The sequence below is a fragment of the Serratia sp. LS-1 genome (assembly GCF_003719595.1).
GTDB classification, from domain to species: Bacteria; Pseudomonadota; Gammaproteobacteria; order Enterobacterales; family Enterobacteriaceae; genus Serratia; species Serratia ureilytica.
The window spans coordinates 2,061,535-2,077,550 of record NZ_CP033504.1 but is presented as its reverse complement, the minus strand read 5'-3'; the positions used below and the strand labels follow the sequence as shown (position 1 = coordinate 2,077,550).

The following is a 16,016-nucleotide window of genomic DNA, read 5'->3' as shown; positions in this document are numbered from 1 at the left end:
GGCCGCTAATCGGATAAGGGGGAGCCCATGATGTCGATGATGAAAGAAAAAAATCTGGCGATATCCAGCATGTTTTTCATGCTGGGGCTGTGTTTCGGCAGTTTGAGTTCAAGGATGGCGACGATCAAGGGAGGGCTTGCGTTGTCTGACGGCGTATTCGGCACCGTCCTGTTCGCCATGTCGGCCGGCGTGGTCGTGTCGCTGCCGATATCGGGATGGGCGATCGCCAAACTCGGCAGCAGGGTGGTCGGCGTCGCGGCTATTCTGTTCAACGCCACGCTTTTGCTTCTGGTGCCCTTCGCCGCGACGGTCCTGCAACTGGCGGTGCTGCTGTTTTTATGCGGGTTCGCTTACAGCGCGGTCAATGTCTCGAACAACATGCAGGCCAGTATCGCCGAGGCGGTCAGCGGTAAAACGAGGCTGCCGTTCTTTCACGGTATATGGGGCGTGGCGGGGTTCGTCGGCGCAGGGATCGGGGCGTTAATGATCGGTCGGGATGTCGCCTTGCCGCTGCACTTTGCGGGCATAGCGGCGGTGGCTCTGATGTCCGCCTTGCTGTGTCGGCGGGCATTGTTCGACAAACCGGAACTGGAACAGACCGGGCGCGCTTTCGCCATCCCGGACCGCTCGCTGTTCAACTATGGCCTGATCGTTTTCTGCTCGATGGCTTGTGAGGGCATTATGTATGACTGGAGCGTCGTTTATTTTCAGGACGTCGTCTCGGTCGATCGAAAATACATCGGCCTGGGTTTTACGGTATTTATGGCGGCCATGACGATCGGCCGGCTCATGCTGAACCGGTTCGTGGATCGGATCGGAGTGAGAAGAACGTTGCAATGGGGCGGGATGCTGGCATTCACCGGCATGACGCTAACGACCTGGTTACCGGGTTTGGTGACGTCGATAATCGGTTTTTTCCTGGTTGGGCTTGGCATTTGCGCCATTATTCCGCTGGTTGCGGGGGCGGCCGCAAGGTCTTCTTCCATGGCGCCAAGCGCTGCCATCGCGGCAGTGCTGACCATCGGTTTTCTGGGGACGCTGATCGGGCCGCCGTTAATCGGGTTCTTATCCGAAACTGTCGGTTTGCGCTATGCCTTTCTGGTCTGCGTCGCGTTGTCGCTCGGCGTTATTTATCGGGCAGGAAAAATACCGCTGTGATCTTACAAGAAGGTGATTCATCGGCGGGTTATTCGCAGATAGACGTGACCGTCGAGAAAGGCCGACCTCTCCAGGCGGCCGTTCTCAGGCCACATCTCTCAACCTGGGGCTAATAGCTGACGGCCGGGAAAGACCGGCACCCAATCCCCGCGTTGCTAATCCTCGTCTTGCTCGCCGTTTTGCAGCAGCGCATGCTTTTTCAGCATGCCGCGCAACTGGTGGTAAGTGAGTCCCAGCAGCTGCGCCGCCTTGCGCTGGTTGAATCGCCCTTGCTGCAGCGCTGCTTCGATCAGCGCCTTCTCTTGCTCCAACTGCCAGTTTTTCAGCTCGAGCGGCAGCGCCGGCAACGCGCCGGCGCCTTCAGGGGCAGGCGTAAGCGGCGTGGCCTCGCGTGGCGCAAACGGGTTGATGACGATCTCATCCAGCGGGTTGTCGCTGTCGCCGTGACGATAGACCGAACGTTCCACCACGTTTTTCAGTTCGCGCACGTTGCCCGGCCAGCCGTAGTTGAGCAACGTCTGCCTGGCGCGTTCGGTAAAGCCGGGAAACAGCGGCAGCGCCAGCTCGCGGCACATTTGAATGGCGAAGTGCTCGGCCAGCAGCATGATGTCGGGCCGGCGTTGGCGCAGCGGCGGCAGCTGCACCACGTCGAACGCCAGCCGATCCAGCAGATCGGCGCGGAACTTGCCCGCCGCCGCCAGCGCCGGCAGATCGTCGTTGGTGGCGCACACCAGTCGCACATCTACCCGCAGCGGCTGGCTGCCGCCCACGCGTTCCAGTTGGCCGTATTCGATCACCCGCAGCAATTTCTCCTGCACCAGCATTGGCGCGGTCGCCAGCTCATCGAGGAACAGCGTGCCGCCGTCGGCGCGCTCGAAGCGGCCCAGATGACGTTTCTGCGCACCGGTAAAGGCGCCGGCCTCGTGGCCGAACAGCTCGGAATCCAGCAGGTTTTCATTCAGCGCCGCACAGTTGAGCGAGATGAACGGCCCTTGCCAACGGTTGGAGAGGTAGTGCAGACGATGGGCGATCAGCTCTTTACCGGTGCCGCGCTCGCCGATCACCAGCACCGGTTTGTTCAGCTTTGCCACCTGGGAGACTTGCTCCAATACTTCGACAAAGGCGTTTGCTTCGCCCAACAAATTCTCTGGCTGTTCGTTCATGATGAAATTCGCCAATGTTTGGTGAAAATAATCACTCTACAGCAAGCGCGCAGAGAGTCAAAAATAAAGAGTTGTTGTTTTTCAATTAGATAAAAGTTGGCACGGGTTTTGATTATCTCTTTGGGCAAGCTGTACGACTTAACGCGGCGCTTCAGACGCCATCAGAACCAAGAGGAAGTGAATTATGGGTATTTTTTCTCGTTTTGCCGACATCGTGAACGCCAACATCAACACCCTGCTGGACAAGGCGGAAGATCCGCAGAAGCTGGTGCGGTTGATGATCCAAGAGATGGAAGACACGCTGGTTGAAGTCCGTTCTACGTCGGCGCGCGCGCTGGCGGAGAAAAAGCAGTTGCTGCGTCGCATCGAGCAGGGTGAAAGCCAGGTAAGCGACTGGCAGGAAAAAGCCGAGCTGGCGCTGCGCAAAGATAAAGAAGACTTGGCCCGCGCGGCGCTGATCGAAAAACAAAAGGTTGCCGACCTGATCGCCACGCTGACGCAGGAAGTGGCGACCGTAGAAGAAACGCTGGCGCGCATGAAGAGCGAAATCGGTGAGCTGGAAAACAAGCTGACCGAAACCCGCGCGCGGCAGCAGGCGCTGGCGCTGCGCCATCAGGCCGCATCTTCCTCGCGCGAGGTGCGCCGTCAGCTCGACAGCGGCAAGCTGGATGAGGCGATGGCGCGTTTCGAACAGTTCGAACGTCGCATCGACCATATGGAAGCCGAAGCGGAAAGCATCGGTATCGGTAAAAAGAAGTCGCTGGACCAGGAGTTTGCCGAGCTGAAAGCCGATGACGCCATCAGTGAGCAACTGGCGGCGCTGAAAGCCAAGATGAACCGCTCCGAGTAAGGCGAACCGCGGCCACACGCCGGAGGTGGCCGCCTATCCAGGATCCGATAAGAAGGAATAACAATGAGTGCTTTATTACTTGCCATTCCGCTGACAATTTTCGTGCTGTTTGTCGCGCCGATTTGGCTTTGGCTGCATTACAGCAATCGGCAACAGACCGGCATCCAGCTGAGTCAGCAAGAAATGCAGCGCCTGGCGCAGCTGGCGGAAGACGCCAAACGCATGCGTGAACGCATTCAGGCGCTGGAAGAGATCCTCGATGCGGAACACCCGAACTGGAGACAGTCCTGATGAACATGACGCTGGGCAGTAAAAAGCTTTATCGCGTACCCGAAGAAGGCATGGTAAAAGGCGTCTGCGCCGGTCTGGCTCACTATTTCGACGTGCCGGTGCGCCTGATCCGCGTGATGGTGGTGCTGTCGCTGTTCTTTGGGCTGTTTTTCTTCACGCTGGTGGCCTATATCGCGCTGGTGTTCGTGTTGGACGAAGCGCCGGCCAGCCGTTTCGAGGGCGAGCATCAGAAGACGCCGCGCCAGCTGCTCGATCAGCTGGAATATGAGCTGGGCAGCGGCGAACAGCAGCTGCGTCAGGTCGAGCGTTACGTGACGTCCGACACCTTCGGCGTTCAGAGCCGCTTCCGCAAGCTGTAACTCTTCTTGCGATATCCGGCCTGTGCAGGCCGGATATCTCGCCGCCGTCATCCCGTTGAAGGTCATCTTAATCGTCTTGTGCCGGAGGGCATTGTCATGAATAAAATTGATGTCGCGAACGCCACCAGAACGGGTGGATTTAAATCAGGAGCGGCGGCAATGTTGAAGACATTGGCTAAAGTCATCATCATAGCGTTATTGAACTATGGCCCGGCGGGCGCCGCCGGCTGGCTGTTGAAGACCGTCGGCCGCAAACCGGTGCGCTTCGTGCTGGCGCTGGTGCTGGAACCGCTGTTCCGTAAAGGCCTGAACAAGGCATTCGGGCGTTACGTGGCGGGAGAGAAGATGCCACCCAAGTAGGGCGGCATGATATCGTTCATTCAATTCGCTGCGGTGACTTTTGTCCCCGGGGTTGCCAAATAGACCCAATTCGAACCGTTGCTTATGATTGCCTGTGCCGATGGATTTGCTGCGGTATTGGTGCAAAAAATAGCGGTGCCTTTGCAAACATTCGCAGCAGGAAGTTGAGCAAACGTCATGGAAGATAAGCTCGTGCCGAAACGACTGATGCGACTGGAGGGGCGCCACCCGGTAGTCGTTTTCACCCAGCTATAGATGGCACCTTCTTCGTCACCGGCCACAGCAGTATTGAACCATTCGGAACCAATGGGGCGCATTACGCCGCCGAGCTCTTTGGGGCCGTCGGCGATCCGTACTGCGGTATAGTTGGATTTTCCAGGCTGATATGAACAGCCGTAACTGGTGCTGATGGTCGTGTTGCCTTCAACGTCAACGTCAATGACCGAGCCAGCCCCCGATCGTGAGACATAGTAAAAATCTCCCGAGCAACGCCCGCCGAGGAAACGTAGATTGCTGGTATTGCTTTTCACGCTGCCATACTGGCAGTCGACCAAATCGATACGTGGGTTGGCTCCATCTTCTGTCAGAGCAACGTTGCCGGAAAAGTGGGTGTCCGAAATAGTACTTGGATAAGCAGGGTATCGCCAGGTCAAACTGGCTAGTCGGCAATTGCTGATCATGGCTTTTACACTGGATGAAAAGTCCATATCCTGAAGCCAGCACCCATTCATGAACACATTGAATTTTTTGCCTGATGCTGCGTGAGTAATATTCCCTCCTCGATTAATATTTGTAGCATATAAAACACCGTATCCAGAGCTATAGACTAAGTGTTTTATCTCTGATGCCTGAACTTCATTGAGGTAAACTTCGCCAGAATTATTCATATATAATAGACAGCTGGCATTGGGATTGTTGCCGATCAATTTTTGAAGCGGGCCGGTTCGATGTTCCATATGTAGGTTTTTAAACCAAAGTCCTATTCCACCGTTAACATAGATAGTCGGGCTTATCAAATTGGCTTCCCATTGACAATCTTCGAATCGTAACATGTTGCAGTGGTCATTTTGCATTGTTGATGTTAAATGAATGGGGGCAAGAAGCATCTTATTGAAGTCAGTGATGTCCAGGTAGTTATCATAATCTCCCGACGTTCTGCCGCAGCCTTGAACCTCGACGAATTTGAAGTAACTATCCTGAACCTTATCTAAATAAAGACCGGCTCCCCGACAGTAAAGAATGCTTACATTCTGGGCGTGCACATAGCTTGCGTATTTTATACTCAGTCCGCAAATCGTCTTGTTATTTCCCCTTAGCTGGAAGTTTCTGAAACTGACACCGCTATAGGTTATTTCTCCCTGAGCGGCGTCGATGGTTATAATCCCTGTTATATCAGTCTGTTCTGCCAAGTCTTGTCCGTTGTAGACGAACACGGCACGACCGTTGTAACTGCTTTCACCGTAAAGGGAAATTCCACTGTTGGCTGGAAAGACGACCGGTGTTTTAATATTCCAATAGCCGCTTGGAATCTTTACGGAGCGTTCACCTCTGATCAGTGCAATGTTTTGAATCAGGGGGCCATTATCGTCAAGAGTAAGATCACATCCCCCGTCGTATAAAGAAAGCTGGGTTAAGTCATTACGATACCACGCTGCTGGGGATTGATTGACTTTAAGCGTCGAATAGCCACCGTCGTCAATGGCATTTACCGCGTTGGTATGTCCTGTAAATACACCGCCACCTTTACCCTTTCCTTGATAATACTCGGTTAAGATTATGCGTTGACCGTCATATTCTGGTTGGGTGTTTTTAAGTGTTGCCATCGAATTTATAATGGTCAGGTCGCGCTCGAAATTAATTGTGCTCATCGGATTCTCCGGTTAGTATTCGTATTGACATAAACGTTTTGATGAAGGGGTTGTATCGTTAGTACGAGTGATTGTGATTATTCCTGTGGGGGTAATACTATCTCGTCTTTGTATAGGGGGCGATATTAGGTTGCTCGGCTATGTCTTACACAAAGCGTTGTCGGTTAAGTTGAGAAGGTGGCAATTTTCATCTGTGGCAAATCTCACTCTGCTTGTGGCTATAATAGTGAGCATAGGCCATGTGGTTAGCGAAGTGTTACCGTGTAACTGCATGTTTTAGTGAATAAAAGGATGCGACTCCAGGCAAAATGAAACGACTGCAAAATGAGTTAACCTCGCTGGTCAACCGCGGAATGGATCGCCATCTGCGCCTGGCGGTGACCGGCCTGAGCCGCAGCGGCAAAACCGCCTTTATCACCGCCTTCGTCAATCAACTGCTGCATGTGCACAGCGGCGCGCGCATGCCGCTGTTTTCACCGGTGCGCGAAGAACGCCTGCTGGGCGTCAAGCGCATCCCGCAGCGCGATCTCGGCATCCAACGTTTCACCTACGACGAAGGGCTGGCGCAGCTGTACGGCGCGCCGCCGGCCTGGCCGACGCCGACGCGCGGCGTCAGCGAAATCCGACTGGCGCTGCGCTACCGCTCCAACGACTCGTTGCTGCGCCATTTCAAAGACACCTCCACGCTGTACCTGGAGATCGTCGATTATCCGGGCGAATGGTTGCTGGATCTGCCGATGCTCGAGCAGGATTACCTGGCCTGGTCGCGGCAGATGACCGGGCTGCTGCAGGGGGAACGCGCCGAATGGGCCAAGCCCTGGCTTGACCTGTGTAAAACCTGCGATCCGCTGGCCCCGGCCGACGAAAATCGCCTGGCGGCGATCGCCCAGGCCTACACCGATTATCTGTTGCGCTGCAAAAGCGAAGGTCTGCACTTCATTCAGCCGGGCCGTTTTGTGCTGCCGGGCGACATGGCCGGCGCGCCGGCGCTGCAGTTTTTCCCGTGGCCCGATGTTGCCGCGGCGGGCGAGTCGAAACTGGCGCAGGCCGACAAACACACCAATATCGGCATGCTGCGCGCTCGGTTCAATTATTACTGTCAGTCGATCGTCAAAAACTTCTATAAAGAGCATTTTGTCCGTTTCGATCGGCAAATCGTGCTGGTTGACTGCCTGCAGCCGCTCAACAGCGGCCCGCAGGCGTTCAACGACATGCGCCTGGCGCTGACCCAACTGATGCAGAGTTTCCATTACGGCAAACGCACGCTGTTTCGCCGCTTGTTCTCGCCGACCATCGACAAACTGATGTTCGCCGCCACCAAGGCGGACCACATCACCGCCGATCAGCACGCCAATCTGGTGTCGTTGCTGCAACAGCTGGTGCAAGAGGCGTGGCAGAACGCGGCGTTCGAAGGCATCAGCATGGATTGCGTCGGCCTGGCCTCGGTGCAGGCGACCGAGAGCGGCATTGTCGATCATCAGGGGCAGCGTATTCCGGCGCTGAAGGGCAATCGCCTCAGCGACGGCGCGCCGCTGACGGTGTTCCCCGGCGAAGTGCCGGCCCGTTTGCCGGGGCCGACGTTCTGGCAGAGCCAGGGATTTCACTTCGATGAGTTTCGCCCGCGTGCCATGAGCGTGGACAGCCCGTTGCCGCATATCCGTCTGGATGCGGTGATGGAATTTTTACTGGGAGACAAATTGCGATGAGCGAGCCGATCAAACCGCGTATCGATTTTGACGAGCCGTTGCAGCCGCCGCAGGAACCGACGTTGCGCGCCGGCGTCGCTTTCGACGCCGAGCAGGCGGAGAGCTTCTTTCCGGCGGCGCCGGAGCTGCAGCAGGAGGAGGAAGAAGGGCGCGCCGAGGGCATCATCAACGCTGCGCTGAAGCCGAAACGCAGCCTGTGGCGCAAAATGGTCACCGCCGGGCTGGCGCTGTTCGGCGTCAGCGTGGTGGCGCAGGGCGTGCAGTGGGTGCATACCGCCTGGGTGCAGCAGGACTGGATCGCCATGGGTGGCGGCGTGGCCGGCGGCCTGATCGTGTTCGCCGGCGTCGGTTCGGTGGTCACCGAATGGCGGCGTTTGTATCGGCTGCGCCAGCGCGCGGAAGAGCGCGACGTGGCGCGCGAGCTGTTGCACAGCCACGGACTGGGGCAAGGGCGCGAATTCTGCGAGAAGCTGGCGCGCCAGGCCGGGCTGGATCAGGGGCATCCGGCGCTGCAGCGTTGGCAGGCCTCGCTGCATGAAACCCAAAATGACCGTGAAGTGGTGGAGCTGTACGCCAAACTGGTGCAGCCGGTGCTCGACAACCAAGCGCGGCGCGAAATCAGCCGCTCCGCCGCCGAATCGACGCTGATGATTGCCGTCAGCCCGTTGGCGCTGGTGGATATGGCGTTTATCGCCTGGCGCAACATCCGTTTGATTAACCGCATCGCCGCGCTGTACGGCATTGAACTGGGCTACTTCAGCCGCATTCGTTTGTTCCGGCTGGTGCTGCTCAACATCGCCTTCGCCGGCGCTTCCGAACTGGTGCGCGAAGTGGGCATGGACTGGATGTCGCAGGATCTGGCGGCGCGGCTGTCGGCGCGCGCGGCGCAGGGCATCGGCGCCGGGTTGTTGACCGCGCGGCTGGGCATCAAGGCGATGGAACTGTGTCGCCCGTTGCCGTGGCTGGAAGGGGAAAAACCGAAGCTTGGCGATTTCCGCAGCCAGCTGATCGGCCAGTTGAAAGACACGCTGAAAAAGAGCGACGACAAGGCCAAATAACCCCGCGACGGCGCTCCTGGCAGCGCCGTTATTTCACCGGCGCCAACGCCGGACGTAATCGAGACTTGACGATAGTCGATCCCCCTGCGCTTGCGTGATAAATATCTGCAAAATTAATTCTGTTTGTGATAACTCTCTGTTTGTGGGCTAAAATGACGCCGATGCTGTTATTCGCTTGCGTTTAAAATCAGCAACCACGGCAATAAATCAGAGTTCTGTCAACTTTTGCTGACAGATCGCTTCTACCGCCCGGTGCGAGGGAGTATCATCATCGCTAACGATCCCCGCACCTGCAGAGATAAGGCCAACACTGATGCGTTTGGAAGTATTTTGCGAAGACCGCCTCGGTCTCACTCGAGAATTACTCGATCTTTTGGTATCGCGCAGCATTGACTTACGTGGCATCGAGATCGATCCCATCGGCCGCATTTACCTCAATTTCTCCCAGCTGGACTTCGATACTTTCCGCGCGCTGATGGCGGAGATCCGCCGCATCGCCGGCGTGACCGACGTGCGCACCGTCAGCTTTATGCCTTCCGAACGCGAGCATCGCGCGCTGCGTGCGCTGCTGGAGTCGATGCCGGAGCCGGTGTTCTCTATCGACATGAAGGGCAAGGTCGAGCTGGCCAATCCGGCGGCGCTGGCGTTGTTCAGCCTGAACGAAGACAAGATCCGCAACCAGACCGCCGGGGCGCTGATCGGCGGCTATAACTTCAGCCGCTGGCTGGAGAGTGAGCATACGGCGCCGCACTCAGAACGGGTGGTGATCCGCAGCCAGGACTTCCTGATGGACATTACGCCTATCTATCTGGAGGACGAACAGCAACAGCCGGCTGCGGTCGGCGCGGTGGTGATGTTGAAGTCCACCGCGCGCATGGGTCGCCAACTGCAAAATCTGTCGGTGAACGACGATACCGAATTCGATCACATCGTCGCGGTGAGCGCCAAGATGCGTCACGTGCTGGAGCAGGCGCGCAAACTGGCGATGCTCGATGCGCCGCTGCTGATCGTGGGCGATACCGGCACCGGCAAGGATATTCTGGCTCGCGCCTGCCACCTGCGCAGCCCGCGCGGCAAACAGCCGTTCCTGGCGCTGAACTGCGCCGCGCTGCCGGATGACGTGGTGGAGAGCGAGCTGTTCGGCCATGCGCCGGGCGCTTATCCCAACGCGCTGGAAGGCAAAAAGGGCTTCTTCGAGCAGGCCAACGGCGGTTCGGTGCTGCTGGATGAGATTGGCGAAATGTCGCCGCGCATGCAGACCAAACTGTTGCGTTTTCTCAATGACGGCACGTTCCGCCGGGTCGGCGAAGAGCATGAGGTGCACGTTGACGTGCGCGTGATCTGCGCCACCCAGAAGAACCTGACCGAGCTGGTGCAGCGCGGCGAATTCCGCGAAGACCTCTATTATCGCCTCAACGTGCTGACCATCACCATTCCGCCGCTGCGCGAACGTCCGCAGGACATCATGCCGCTGACCGAGCTGTTCGTGGCGCGCTTCGCCGATGAGCAGGGCGTGGCGCGGCCCAAGCTGGCGAACGATCTGGGTAGCTTCCTCAGCAAATACGGCTGGCCGGGCAACGTGCGCCAGCTGAAAAACGCCATCTACCGCGCACTGACGCAAACCGAAGGCTACGAACTGCGGCCGCAGGATATCGTGTTGCCGGAGTTCGAGGTGGAGATGTCGCTGGGCGACGAGGTGCTGGACGGTTCGCTGGACGACATCAGCAAGCGTTTCGAGCGCTCGGTGCTGACGCGCCTGTATCGCACCTATCCCAGCACCCGCAAGCTGGCGAAGCGGTTGGGCGTTTCCCATACCGCCATCGCCAACAAGCTGCGCGAATATGGCCTGAGCAGCCGCAAAGGCGGCGCTGAGGGCGAAGAATAAAAAAGGCGCCTTGCGGCGCCTTCCCGTGTATCCAAAGCCGGCGTTCGCCGGCTTTATTATTTCAGCGCTGCCAGCGCCGCGTCGTAATCCGGCTCGGTGGTGATTTCGTTCACCAGCTCGCTGTACAGCACGTTGTCCTGGCCATCCAGCACCACGACCGCACGCGCGGTCAGGCCCGCCAATGGACCTTCGGCGATTTCAACGCCGTACGCCTGTTTGAACTCGGCGCCGCGCAGGGTGGACAGCGTGACCACGTTGCTCAGGCCTTCCGCGCCGCAGAAACGAGACTGGGCGAACGGCAGATCGGCGGAGATGCACAGCACCACGGTGTTATCCAGGCCGCTGGCCAACTGGTTGAATTTACGCACCGACGTCGCGCAGACGCCGGTATCGATGCTTGGGAAGATGTTCAGGACTTTGCGTTTACCCGCGAAGCTGCTCAGCGCTACGTCTGACAGGTCTTTGGCAACCAGCGAGAAGGCCTTGGCCTGTTCGCCCTGCTGTGGCAGTTTGCCCGCTACGCTGACCGGATTGCCTTGAAAATGTACTGTCTGAGTCATTGCTAGATTCCTTTTACAGGTGTTTATACAAAGGGTATGAACCTGATGAAACGGCGCGCCGGCGGCGGCTGTTAACATCAGGTTCACACCCTGACGCCAGTTTATGACAAGCGGGGCGGATTGGATATCAAAGTTTGCTAAATAGTTGTATATATTAGGCTGTTCTATAAAACATCACCGGCGCATCAGCCTGCCTGGATGCGCAGTTTTCGCTCAGGAGCCGTTATGAGAGACATGCGTTTTTACCCGGAAGCCTGGCCGCTGCACACCGCCTTCGTGATCGCGCGCGGCAGCCGCACCGAAGCCAGGGTGGTGGTGGTCGAAATCGAACAGCAGGGCGTGCGCGGCGTCGGCGAATGCACGCCGTATCCGCGCTATGGCGAGAGCGAGGAATCGGTGATGACGCAGCTGGCTGAGATGGCGCCGGCGATCGCGCAAGGCATCACCCGCGAACAGCTACTGACGCGGATGCCGGCGGGCGCGGCCCGCAACGCGCTGGACTCGGCGCTGTGGGATTTGGAGTGTGGTCTGCACGGGCAGAGCCTGTGGCAGCGCAGCGGCGTGACGGCGCCGGCGCAGATCCGTATGGCGCAGACCGTCAGCATCGGAACGCCGGAAGCGATGGCCTTCGCCGCGCGTGAGCTGGAGCGGCAGGGCGCCACGCTGCTGAAGATCAAACTCGACGATCACTATATCAGCGAGCGGCTGGTGGCGATCCGCGCCGCGGTGCCGCAGGCGACGCTGATTGTCGATGCCAATGAATCCTGGCAGGCGGAAGGGCTGGCGGCACGCTGCCAGCTGTTGGCCGATCTCGGCGTAGCGATGCTGGAGCAGCCGCTGCCGGCCGGTGACGACGCCGCATTGGAACACTTTATTCATCCGCTGCCGATCTGCGCCGATGAGAGCTGCCACACCCGCGCCGATCTGCCGCGGCTGGCGCAACGCTATCAGATGGTCAACATCAAACTGGACAAAACCGGCGGCTTGACCGAGGCGCTGGCGCTGGCGCAGGCCGCGCGCGAACAGGGATTCGCCATCATGCTCGGCTGCATGTTGTGTACGTCGCGCGCGATATCCGCCGCCTTGCCGCTGGCGCCGGCGGCGCGTTTCGTCGATCTGGACGGCCCGACCTGGCTGGCGCGGGACGTCGAACCGGGTCTGGCGTTCGAATGCGGGGCGATCGTCGATCTCGCCCCGTAGGGATTAATTCGGGTAGGTCAGCAGTTCGGTCATGGCGTCGATGTAGCGCTCGCTGGCGGCATCGGCGGAGATCGGCGGGAATTCGGCGGTGATGCACGGCAGGGACAGATCCGCGCACCAGCTGCCGAACGAACCGGGCGTTTCATAGCCGACGCTGGTCACCAGCGGGAGTTCGAACTTGTGCGACAGCCAAACGCCGAGCCGCGAGCTGGCGGGATCTTCGATGCAGGCCAGCGGCTCATGGAACGACACCACCCAATGCGGCTTCAGGCGATGGATCAGATGACACAGCGCCTGGGTTTCCGGTTCGGAGCCGGGGCGCCCGCCGGTGGAGAGCCTGACGTCGCGCACCGGCGCCGCGCTGTTCCAGCGATAGACGGTGTCCCCGGAGCGCCAGTTGGCGGCCGGGAAGTTGCGGTTCAGATCGACGCCGTTGGCATTGGCGCGCAGCCCCAGCTGACAGCCGTCGGGGTTGACCGCCAGCACCACGTGGTGGCGCAACTGTTCGGGGGCGATGCTGCGCAGCGCGCAGGACAGGGTTACGATGGCGGCGCTCTCATCGCCGTGGGTGCCGGCGATGATCAGCCCGGTTTCCGGGCCGCTGACCGCCGCCGGGAAATAGAGCAGCGGCGCGCCCAGCAGCGAGCTGCCGTAGTTCTCTCCTGCGACGGCCAACTGGCCACGTTCACTGCGCGGTCGATGTTCGGTCATGGTGTTGTCCCTGAGTTAAAGGCCGAGAGTCATTGTCATTTTATTCAGTGTATTACGCTTTGAGACATCTTTCCCATCGCAATTGTGCGGCGTTTGCGCGATCTGTGATGCGGTAGCGGCGAAAACGCCAATTAAACCGCACCTGGCCTGAGGCTGTTGTTATACTAACGGCAGAGCTAAGCCAATCACCCGCAAGAGGATTTAACATGCCAGTAGCCAGAATCATCGCCAGCTATAGCGAAAATGAAAATGACACCATCACGCTGCTGTGCGGCGTAGACGCTGAAAACCAGATCCGTCAGGGGGAATGGTTCGGCGTGGTGAAAAATGACGACGGGCGCGGGGACGAATCGAACTATCCGTTCACCCTGCATATCGATTACCAGAAAGATGCCTTCTATCTCGATTACGGCTACGACGACGCGGATGCACGTCAGCTGCAAAAAACCGATATCTCGGCCCGTCCGCTGGCTGAGAAAGGCTTTTTCACCGTGTTCGATGAAGAAGAGGGTGAAGAGTTCAGCTACCGCATCAACAGCATCCACCTGTACGACTGACGGTCGCTGCCGCAATCCCACCCGTGCCGCCCTGCGCCGCACGGGTTTTTTATCGCCTGAATCGCACTTTTTGCAACTTCTCGCCCGCGGGCTCTAGGCCGGATGGATCTTGTGCTATATGATAAAAAATTCAGATGGTTAACGGGGGACAAATCATAATGACGGGAAAAAAAATGCAACGGGGTTTTCGTTTGGCGCTCTGCGCGGCGGCGATCGGCGCCTGTATGAGCAGCGCCATGGCGGCGCAGGTTCCCCCGGGCACCGCGCTGGCGGACAAACAGGAAATCGTGCGCCACATTAAAGACGAACCGGCCTCGCTCGATCCGATCAAAGCGGTTGGCTTGCCGGAGGCTCAGCTGGCGCGCGATCTGTTCGAAGGGCTGGTCAATCAGGACGCCAACGGGAAAGTGATCCCCGGCGTCGCCACCCGCTGGCAGACCAGCGACAATCAGACTTATATTTTCCATCTGCGTAAAGACGCGCGTTGGTCAAACGGTGACCCTGTCACGGCAAAAGACTTCGTTTACAGCTGGCAGCGGCTGGTAGAACCGAAAAATCTGTCGCCGTTCGCCTGGTTCGCGCAACTGGCGGGGATCCAGAACGCCGAGCAGATCATCAGCGGCAAACTGCCGGCCGATCGCTTGGGCGTATCGGCGCCGGATGACTACACGCTCAAGGTGCAGTTGGACAAGCCGGTGCCGTACTTCGTCAGCCTGACGGCCAACTTCAGCCTGTTCCCGGTGAACAAGGCGGTGGTGGAAAAATACGGCAATGACTGGACCAAGGTCGGCAATCTGGTGGGCAACGGCGCGTTCAAACTGCAGGAGCGGGTGGTGAACGAGAAGCTGGTGCTGACGCCTAATGACCATTACTGGGATCATGCGCGCACCGTGCTGACCAAAGTGACCTTCGTGCCGATCAACCAGGAATCCAACGCCACCAAGCGTTACCTGGCGGGTGACATCGACATCACCGAATCCTTCCCGAAAAACATGTATCAGAAGCTGCTGAAAGACATCCCGGGGCAGGTGTACACCCCGGATCAGCTCGGCACCTATTATTACGCGTTCAACACCCAGCGTGCGCCGACCAACGACGTGCGGGTGCGTCAGGCCTTGTCCTACGCCATCGATCGCAAGATTATCGCGGAGAAAGTGTTGGGCACCGGTGAAAAACCGGCTTATCACTTCACGCCGGACGTCACCGCCGGGTTCAAACCCGAGGCGAGTTTGCTGCAACAGCAGCCGCAGGCGGAGCTGGACGCGCAGGCCAAGGCATTGCTGCAGGCGGCCGGCTACGGCCCGAACAACCCGCTGAAGCTGACGCTGCTGTATAACACCTCGGAGAGCCACCAGAAGATCGCCATCGCCGTGGCCTCGATGTGGAAGAAAAAGCTGGGGATTGACGTCAAGTTGCAAAACCAAGAGTGGAAAACCTACATCGACAGCCGCAATACCGGCAATTTCGATGTGATCCGCGCCTCCTGGGTGGGTGACTATAACGAGGCGTCGACCTTCCTGTCGCTGCTGACCTCCACCCACAGCGGCAATATCGCCAAGTTCAAGAATGCGGACTACGACAAGCTGCTGGCGCAGGCGGGGCGGGAAACCAACCCGGCGGCGGTGACCGCCGATTACAACAAGATGGAACAGATCATTGCCGATCAGGCGCCAATCGCGCCGATATACCAATACACCAACGGCCGCCTGATCAAACCGTGGGTAAAAGGCTACCCGATCACCAATCCGGAAGATGTGGCCTATAGCCAAACGATGTATATCATCAAACACTGAATGGGTTTATTTATCGCCCCCGCGCAATGCGGGGGCGTTATTTTCTCGGCGGCGAAACCACGCGGCTAATTAATTTTTCCATGCGATAAACCCCGTTTAATAATAAACAGGGTTGCCATCATCACATTAATATTGTCTATTTCAGAGAGCGGTTACGCTTACAGACAGTCCCGCATGGCGTCCACCACTACGCGGCCGCTCATATCGGTCTGAGTAATGCGGTAGCTGGTGGGATAAGAACGACGGGTACTGAAACGATCGTGGACGGAGACCTTGCCAATCTGCAGACCGGCGGCGTTTTTCACCACAAACTCACTGATCTCTTCCTGGCCCTGGTTTTGCAAATGGATATTGCTGATTTTTTCCAGCGTATCGCTGGCGTTTATTTTTAAATGGTCGCGTAACATAACTACCTCCTCGTAGTGAGAAAAGTATATGCCCCTAAAATTTGCGCTGAAACAGCTTTGTGTTGATTTATTATTATCATTTTGAATTAA

Annotated in this window: 16 protein-coding genes; 11 read left to right on the top strand and 5 right to left on the bottom strand. The window is 58.0% G+C overall.

From position 1 onward, the window contains the following. The first annotated feature begins 27 nt into the window (after nucleotides 1–27). A complete protein-coding gene (locus EDY99_RS10025) occupies nucleotides 28–1,158 on the top strand; it encodes an MFS transporter (RefSeq protein ID WP_060660659.1) in 1,131 nt (376 codons plus the stop codon). Between the two features lie 155 nt (nucleotides 1,159–1,313). Here the strand turns inward: EDY99_RS10025 and pspF are convergent, their stop codons facing one another. After that, a complete protein-coding gene (gene pspF, locus EDY99_RS10020) occupies nucleotides 1,314–2,321 on the bottom strand; it encodes a phage shock protein operon transcriptional activator (RefSeq protein WP_033650277.1) in 1,008 nt (335 codons plus the stop codon). Nucleotides 2,322–2,505: 184 nt separating this feature from the next. On the opposite strand from pspF, the gene pspA reads away from it, so the two are divergent. The 4 genes from pspA (at nucleotide 2,506) to pspD (ending at nucleotide 4,181) form a co-directional block, all read left to right on the top strand. Continuing rightward, complete coding sequence (gene pspA / locus EDY99_RS10015; protein WP_046687135.1) at nucleotides 2,506–3,171, top strand: phage shock protein PspA; 666 nt, start codon at nucleotides 2,506–2,508, stop codon at nucleotides 3,169–3,171. Between the two features lie 63 nt (nucleotides 3,172–3,234). Next, on the top strand, nucleotides 3,235–3,462 hold the full coding sequence (gene pspB, locus EDY99_RS10010) for an envelope stress response membrane protein PspB (RefSeq protein ID WP_004930553.1): 228 nt from the start codon (nucleotides 3,235–3,237) through the stop codon (nucleotides 3,460–3,462). Then, a complete protein-coding gene (gene pspC / locus EDY99_RS10005; protein ID WP_123061730.1) occupies nucleotides 3,462–3,821 on the top strand; it encodes an envelope stress response membrane protein PspC in 360 nt (119 codons plus the stop codon). The genes pspB and pspC overlap by 1 nt, the downstream gene beginning before the upstream one ends. Nucleotides 3,822–3,917: 96 nt before the next feature. Further along, nucleotides 3,918–4,181 carry a phage shock protein PspD gene (gene pspD / locus EDY99_RS10000; protein WP_071883554.1) on the top strand — a complete coding sequence of 88 codons (264 nt, stop codon included), beginning with the start codon at nucleotides 3,918–3,920 and terminating at the stop codon, nucleotides 4,179–4,181. A gap of 20 nt (nucleotides 4,182–4,201) precedes the next feature. Here pspD and EDY99_RS09995 read toward each other — a convergent pair whose 3' ends face one another. Continuing rightward, nucleotides 4,202–6,049 carry a hypothetical protein gene (locus EDY99_RS09995; protein ID WP_103101519.1) on the bottom strand — a complete coding sequence of 616 codons (1,848 nt, stop codon included), beginning with the start codon at nucleotides 6,047–6,049 and terminating at the stop codon, nucleotides 4,202–4,204. Between the two features lie 308 nt (nucleotides 6,050–6,357). Here EDY99_RS09995 and EDY99_RS09990 point away from each other — a divergent pair, with 308 nt between their 5' ends. The 3 genes from EDY99_RS09990 to tyrR all read left to right on the top strand — a co-directional run bounded on the left by EDY99_RS09990 (nucleotide 6,358) and on the right by tyrR (nucleotide 10,698). Continuing rightward, nucleotides 6,358–7,755, top strand: a complete 1,398-nt coding sequence (locus EDY99_RS09990; protein ID WP_103101518.1) for a YcjX family protein — start codon at nucleotides 6,358–6,360, stop codon at nucleotides 7,753–7,755. Continuing rightward, complete coding sequence (locus EDY99_RS09985; protein WP_046687133.1) at nucleotides 7,752–8,813, top strand: YcjF family protein; 1,062 nt, start codon at nucleotides 7,752–7,754, stop codon at nucleotides 8,811–8,813. Before EDY99_RS09990 ends, EDY99_RS09985 begins: the two co-directional genes overlap by 4 nt. A 313-nt stretch (nucleotides 8,814–9,126) precedes the next feature. After that, complete coding sequence (gene tyrR, locus EDY99_RS09980; protein WP_033643230.1) at nucleotides 9,127–10,698, top strand: transcriptional regulator TyrR; 1,572 nt, start codon at nucleotides 9,127–9,129, stop codon at nucleotides 10,696–10,698. Between the two features lie 56 nt (nucleotides 10,699–10,754). Here the strand turns inward: tyrR and tpx are convergent, their stop codons facing one another. Next, nucleotides 10,755–11,258, bottom strand: coding sequence for a thiol peroxidase (gene tpx, locus EDY99_RS09975; protein WP_004930536.1), 504 nt, complete (start codon nucleotides 11,256–11,258; stop codon nucleotides 10,755–10,757). A 225-nt stretch (nucleotides 11,259–11,483) separates the two neighbouring features. Here tpx and ycjG point away from each other — a divergent pair, with 225 nt between their 5' ends. Further along, nucleotides 11,484–12,458, top strand: a complete 975-nt coding sequence (gene ycjG / locus EDY99_RS09970) for an L-Ala-D/L-Glu epimerase (protein ID WP_047575037.1) — start codon at nucleotides 11,484–11,486, stop codon at nucleotides 12,456–12,458. A gap of 3 nt (nucleotides 12,459–12,461) precedes the next feature. Here the strand turns inward: ycjG and mpaA are convergent, their stop codons facing one another. Next, the gene (gene mpaA, locus EDY99_RS09965) at nucleotides 12,462–13,169 is read right to left on the bottom strand and encodes a murein tripeptide amidase MpaA (RefSeq protein ID WP_033643228.1); all 708 of its coding nucleotides are present in this window, start codon (nucleotides 13,167–13,169) and stop codon (nucleotides 12,462–12,464) included. A gap of 206 nt (nucleotides 13,170–13,375) precedes the next feature. Between mpaA and EDY99_RS09960 the strand changes: the two genes are divergently transcribed. Next, a complete protein-coding gene (locus EDY99_RS09960) occupies nucleotides 13,376–13,726 on the top strand; it encodes a hypothetical protein (protein WP_015378006.1) in 351 nt (116 codons plus the stop codon). A gap of 158 nt (nucleotides 13,727–13,884) precedes the next feature. Then, nucleotides 13,885–15,519: an ABC transporter substrate-binding protein gene (locus tag EDY99_RS09955; RefSeq protein ID WP_033650282.1), complete on the top strand. Its 1,635-nt coding sequence runs from the start codon at nucleotides 13,885–13,887 to the stop codon at nucleotides 15,517–15,519. Nucleotides 15,520–15,677: 158 nt separating this feature from the next. Here the strand turns inward: EDY99_RS09955 and EDY99_RS09950 are convergent, their stop codons facing one another. Next, nucleotides 15,678–15,926 carry a hypothetical protein gene (locus EDY99_RS09950; RefSeq protein WP_004930507.1) on the bottom strand — a complete coding sequence of 83 codons (249 nt, stop codon included), beginning with the start codon at nucleotides 15,924–15,926 and terminating at the stop codon, nucleotides 15,678–15,680. Nucleotides 15,927–16,016 lie beyond the last annotated feature (90 nt).